The sequence below is a fragment of the Pontibacter sp. HJ8 genome, from assembly GCF_054824225.1.
The window spans coordinates 1-5,578 of sequence record NZ_JSYF01000419.1 but is presented as its reverse complement, the minus strand read 5'-3'; the positions used below and the strand labels follow the sequence as shown (position 1 = coordinate 5,578).

General features: G+C 50.8%; 4 protein-coding genes. 2 read left to right on the top strand and 2 right to left on the bottom strand.

Going from position 1 to position 5,578, the window contains the following annotated elements; translation table 11 throughout:
* Nucleotides 1-539: hypothetical protein (locus tag OB13_RS16855; protein WP_461491348.1), on the bottom strand; the 539-nt coding region annotated here is incomplete at its 3' end.
* A 214-nt stretch (nt 540-753) separates the two neighbouring features.
* Between OB13_RS16855 and hslV the strand changes: the two genes are divergently transcribed.
* Together hslV and OB13_RS16845 are read left to right on the top strand one after the other, a co-directional pair.
* Entirely contained in the window at nt 754-1,296 is a 543-nt protein-coding gene (hslV, locus tag OB13_RS16850; protein WP_461491347.1) for an ATP-dependent protease subunit HslV, read from the top strand.
* Nucleotides 1,297-1,455: 159 nt separating this feature from the next.
* The gene (locus tag OB13_RS16845; RefSeq protein WP_461491346.1) at nt 1,456-2,427 is read left to right on the top strand and encodes a deoxyhypusine synthase family protein; all 972 of its coding nucleotides are present in this window, start codon (nt 1,456-1,458) and stop codon (nt 2,425-2,427) included.
* Between the two features lie 304 nt (nt 2,428-2,731).
* Here the strand turns inward: OB13_RS16845 and OB13_RS16840 are convergent, their stop codons facing one another.
* Nucleotides 2,732-5,320 (bottom strand): M1 family metallopeptidase, encoded by a 2,589-nt coding sequence (locus OB13_RS16840; protein ID WP_461491345.1) that lies wholly within the window; start codon nt 5,318-5,320, stop codon nt 2,732-2,734.
* Nucleotides 5,321-5,578 lie beyond the last annotated feature (258 nt).

The following is a 5,578-nucleotide window of genomic DNA, read 5'->3' as shown; positions in this document are numbered from 1 at the left end:
TCACGCTGCATTTTTACCAAAGCGAAGCCTTGCTTGTCAAATATTTCGATCGACACGGCATTTTCTGTGTTCGTTGTCAATGCTTTCAGCTTGTTTCCTGCTTTATCGGATACGTACAGTAAGGATGGATCTTCTGTATCAACTTTGCCGTTCTTGTTGTAGTCGCCAGGCTTCACAAAATAGAAAATCCAGTTCTTGCTGACGTTCCCCAGTTTCTTATTCCCTCTTTCAGAACGGATATAGTTGGCAGGCATCTGTTGAATATCTGGGAAGGGCTGGATGTAGGTATCGGTTTCAAACAGTTTTTTATAAGTATCTGCCGCCATATCATAGAATATCACGTTGGCATAGTAGTCGTGCCAGAGCGCTAGTTTGTTGGTCGACAACAGCTCTGCATTGTAGCGAGTGGGAATCAGGATGGCAGCAGAACTGTCTGTTACGATAGTCTCCCCAAAGTAGCGAGGCAGTTTTTCATTCTTTTGTGCCTGCGAAGACAACGCGATCAGGCTCAGCATGGCTGCCAAGAGTATATTTTTCATATATCTTAAGGATTTAATATAATGAACGAATATACCTACTTCGTATTATAATATTCCACTTCGGTGCCTGAAGCTTTAAAGCATTACCGGACAATTTGTCGTCCTGGCCGCCTCTGGCTTTTTGTTTGCAGTTGCCGTAGCTTTACAGAGAGAAGATATTCAGGTATAGGTAGTATGCATTCCTATACTTTCACACAAATAGAAAAGACACACCATGACGAAGATAAGATCAACCACAGTAGTAGGTATATACCACAACGGCGAAGTATGTGTAGGCGCAGACGGACAAGCCACCATGGACAAGCACATTGCCAAAAGTAATGTGAAAAAGATCCGTAAGTTGCTGGATGGTAAAATCGTAACAGGTTTTGCGGGTTCCACTGCGGATGCCTTTACACTGCTGGAGCGTTTTGAAGAGAAGCTGAACGCCTACCAAAGCAACATGAAACGGGCGGCCATCGAACTGGCCAAGGACTGGCGCAAAGACCAGTACCTGCGCAAGCTGGAGGCGATGATGGTAGTGGCCAATAAAGACGAACTGCTGATCATATCGGGTACAGGCGATGTACTGGAGCCCGACAACCAGATTGCAGCGATCGGTTCGGGAAGTATGTTTGCACATGCCGCGGCCCTGGCCCTTAAGAAGCACGCGCCGCACCTGACAGCAGAGGAGATGGTTCGCGAGAGCCTTAACATTGCAGCAGACATATGTATCTATACCAACCATAACCTGGTGATAGAGAAGCCGAAAGCTTAACCGGCTGCCTGACTTTTGCAGGCCCGGGAGCCGGTCACAAAAGTTAACTATTTAATATCAGCTTTAAGCCTTACATTTGCCGCAAGTACGCAGACCAAACTATCGGGCTCGAATACGAGTATAACCCGGATAGCCTGTAACGAACGAAAATCCTATATAATGAACGTAACCGAATTCCTAAAAAAACACTACAAACACTTCAACGCGGCCTCTGTGATAGACGCTGCCGAAGGATATAAAACACACCTCAACAACGGAGGCAAAATGCTGGTGACACTGGCTGGTGCCATGTCTACGGCTGAGTTAGGTATCATACTGGCAGAGATGATCCGTCAGGATAAGATCCACGCGATTTCCTGTACCGGTGCCAACCTGGAGGAGGATATCTTCAATTTGGTGGCCCACGATTTCTATGAGCGCGTGCCGCATTACCGCGAGCTTTCAGCTGCCGATGAAGAAGCGCTGCTGAGCCGCCACCTGAACCGTGTAACTGATACCTGTATTCCGGAAGAGGAAGCCATGCGTCGCCTGGAGCACGTAGTGCTCAAGTACTGGGAGAAAGCGGACAAAGCGGGTGAGGCTTACTTCCCACATGAGTTTTTCTACCAGATCTTATTGTCCGGCGAACTGGAGCAGTATTACCAGATAGACCCGAAAAACAGCTGGATGCTGGAAGCCGCTAAAAAGAACCTGCCGATCATCTGCCCGGGTTGGGAAGATTCTACGCTGGGTAACATTTACTCCGGTCACGTGATCAGCGGCGACATCAAGAATGTGCATACCGTGAAGACAGGTATACAGTACATGATGGAGCTGGCAGAGTGGTATACCAACACGGCCAAAGAAGATTCTACGATCGGCTTCTTCCAGATTGGTGGCGGTATAGCCGGTGACTTCCCGATCTGTGTGGTACCGATGTTGCACCAGGACCTGCAGCGCGATGGCATTCCGCTTTGGGGTTACTTCGCCCAAATCTCTGACTCTACGACCAGCTACGGTTCTTATTCCGGCGCTGTGCCAAACGAGAAGATCACGTGGGGTAAACTCGGCAAAGAAACACCTAAGTTCATGATCGAGTCCGATGCAACCATCGTTGCACCGCTTGTATTTGCGATCGTGCTGGATATGTAAGGTTAGAATTTTGACCTTAGATTTTAGACATTAGATTTTAGATTCAGGACGCAGGATTTCTTCTGTTGTCTTGCTATAGAAAAAAGGGCAGCTGGTATAATAGCTGCCCTTTTTGTTTTTGTTTAGCCCTCGCTCGCCTCTGGCGAGTGTGAGGTATATAGTGGCGTCGTCCCGCCACTTGTGCCGAGGAGCACAAACTCAAGCGGCCAGAGTCCGCCTTTTAGCTCACACTCGCGGGACGCGAGCGAGGGCGTTATTTACCCTTATCCAACTTCCCAACTTTCTAACTCCCAAACTCCCAAACTTATTCCACCAGCTTCTCGGCCCTGAACACACCATCGGCGGCCTGGAGGATCTTGCCTTTTAGCTTGGGGTTATAATCCGGATGCTCGGCCAGAAACTGGCGTATGACGGCTGCTGCCTCAGCACTTTGGTAGGAGCTGAAGGTGGATTGAAGCCAGTTCGTCGGGAAGAAGATGTCGCCGGTCAGTTGAATTTCCTCCACCAGTTCGAGGCTTTCCCGCAGGTATTTCCGGGAGGTTTCGGCGCGCAAAGGATGATGCAGGTACCCCAGGGCTGTGGCGATCCAGGCTTCCTTGTCGCGGTTGCTGCGCTGTTTCAGGGAGGCAAAGAAGGCGTCCCGCACCTGCACGTCACCTGACAGGGCGGGCATGAGGAACTGCAGGCGTTTCTGACGGTCCGGGTTCTGGATGCGGGTCAGTTGCTGGGCCAGTATACCTTCCGAGCCAGCGTAGTCGCGCACGGCCAGCGAAAGGGCCAGGGAGGTATAATCGTCTTCGGTAAGTGTGACGCCGGCCGGAGCTTTCTGATCTTTCCATATGGAGTGGAGCCTGTCCTGGGCTTCCTGGCTCAGTGCTATATTCTGATAAGCTTTGAATACCAGCTTTCTGGTATTAGCGGTATTCTGTAGCTGCATGACATCCCAAAGTTTTTTCTCTACAGCACTTGCCATCCGGTTTCTGGTTTCCTGGGTGTTATACCGCCAGAAGGTTTCGGTCAGATAGCCGGTCAGAATCTTCAGGTTCAGTTCCTCTGTTTCCCTCTCCGCTTCCTGCAAGGCAAAGCCAGCCATACGATCCGGCGCTATGCCCCGGCCGCTGAGCATGTTCTCGTACAGGTTGATATAAGCAGAAGCCCGCATGACCGGACTCTGTAGTTTTCCGATGGCTGCCAGGTTGCCGGAGTCAACCGGAAATAGCCCGTAACCCTGACCGGAGGAGTTGAACAGTACAAAAGAGGGGGCCGCTTTCCCTACTGCTTCCTGCAGTTGCACGACGCCTTTGTCCATGTTCACGGTCAGTTCCTCGATCCGGTCCTGGTATACCAATGCTACTTCAAACAGCTGCGGCCACAGGCGCTCAGAGCCATCCTCTCCTTTCTGGGAGATGGTGAACGAGGTGATTTTCTGATTGGAGGTCTGCATGTCATAATCGATCTGAGGACGTCCCGACTCGTTCACCCATACCTGGTTCCAGGCTTTCAGATCCACTGGCGTACGGGCATCCAGTATCTCGATCAGTTCGGGCCAGGCGGCGTTGCCGTTGGCATACTTTTTCAGGTATAGCCGGAGCCCTTCCTTAAATTCTTCTTCGCCCATGAGCCGTTCCAGCTGCCGCATCACAATGGGTGCTTTGTGGTAGATGATGTTGCCATACAAGGAGCCGGCATCCTGCAGGTTGTTCAGTTTCTGCCGGATGGGATTAGCGCCCGCCGTACGGTCTACACCATAGGCCGCCGGGAAATGGTCGATCAGAAACTTGAGGTCGTAGTTGCTGTCTGCCATCGTTACTTTAGATATTTTGTCAGCCATAAAGTTGGCGAACACTTCCTTCATCCACACATCATTGAACCAGCGCATCGTCACCAGGTCGCCAAACCACATGTGCGCCGTTTCGTGTGCGATCAGGTTGGAGCGTGCCACCAGCTGATCTTTGGTAGCGCCTTCGTCCAGAAAAAGGGTGGAGGCCTTATAATCGATCGCGCCTACGTGTTCCATACCGCCATACTGGAAATCAGGTATAGCCACGAAGTCGAACTTCTGGAAAGGGTAGGGGATGCGGGTATACGCTTCCATAAAAGTCAGGGCATCGCGGTGGATGCTGAAGATAGGCCCCATGCTGAGGAGCAACTTGCTGGAATCCGTCTCCCGGTGGTAAAAGTGCATCGCGCGTCCGCCTTCCATCTGGCTTACCTTCCTGAAATCTCCTGCCACAAAAGAAAAAAGGTAGGTGGGAATGGTATCGGATGCCTGGTAGCGGTAGGTTTTGGTAGTACCTGTTACTACGGAGTCCTGCAGGGGTGCATTGGCCAGTGCTTTCCAGCTCTGCGGCAGCGTCAGGGCTAGTTTGAAAGAAGCTTTAAGATCGGGCTGGTCGAAGCAGGGGAATACGGTGCGCGCTCTGTCCGGCACCAGCAAGGTATAGAGAAAATCCGCGTTGCGGTTAAGCGACAGGTTTCCGGCCGTGAAGTCGATTTGTACCTGGTTCTTGCCTTTTTTCAGGTGTTGGGAAGGTATAAGAATATGCTCTTTCTCCAACACGACTGGTATTTCTTTGCCGTTTACTTTTACCAGCTGTATGTTTTCCCGCTTCTCCTTGAAGTCGATCTGCAGTGCCTGGCTGTTGTCGCGCAGGTCGAACGTGATGGTCTCCGAAGCAGGTATAGCTTCCGTTTTGCTGGCTGGCAGGTGGAGCTGCATGTCGTACGAAATGTTACGCAGTATGTCGCGTCTGTGCTCAGCCAGATTTTGGGAGACACCAGTCTCTACCGGTAAGGGGGCAGAGGTTGTGGGAGTCCGGCTGCAGGAGCTAAGCAATGCAAGCGAAAGGCTGAGTGCGGGAATAGTAAAGGCAAGGGTATTTTTTTTGTGCATACAGGTCGGGGTATAGGTAAAGATAATGTGGCTACCGTTAACACGGAAATTTCCACCGATTTTCTGCCTGTTGCCCGGTGAACTGCTTTCTTTCCTCCGGCTTACATACTTCTGTTTTCAACTCTTGGTTTGAGGCATTGTTCTGATGGTAAGGGAATGTGAAATGGGAGAAGGTTCTCTAGTTGCTGACTATGCACATAAAATACTTAGTTGGATCTCTATACCGGTTCCAACCACCCCTGCCTCTCCTTATCCTTT

What these genes read in the sequence shown, in the direction of transcription:
- OB13_RS16840 (WP_461491345.1), bottom strand. Translation starts at nt 5,320, where the DNA reads ATGCACAAAAAAAATACCCTTGCCTTTACTATTCCCGCACTCAGCCTT.
- OB13_RS16845 (WP_461491346.1), top strand. Translation starts at nt 1,456, where the DNA reads ATGAACGTAACCGAATTCCTAAAAAAACACTACAAACACTTCAACGCG.
- hslV (WP_461491347.1), top strand. Translation starts at nt 754, where the DNA reads ATGACGAAGATAAGATCAACCACAGTAGTAGGTATATACCACAACGGC.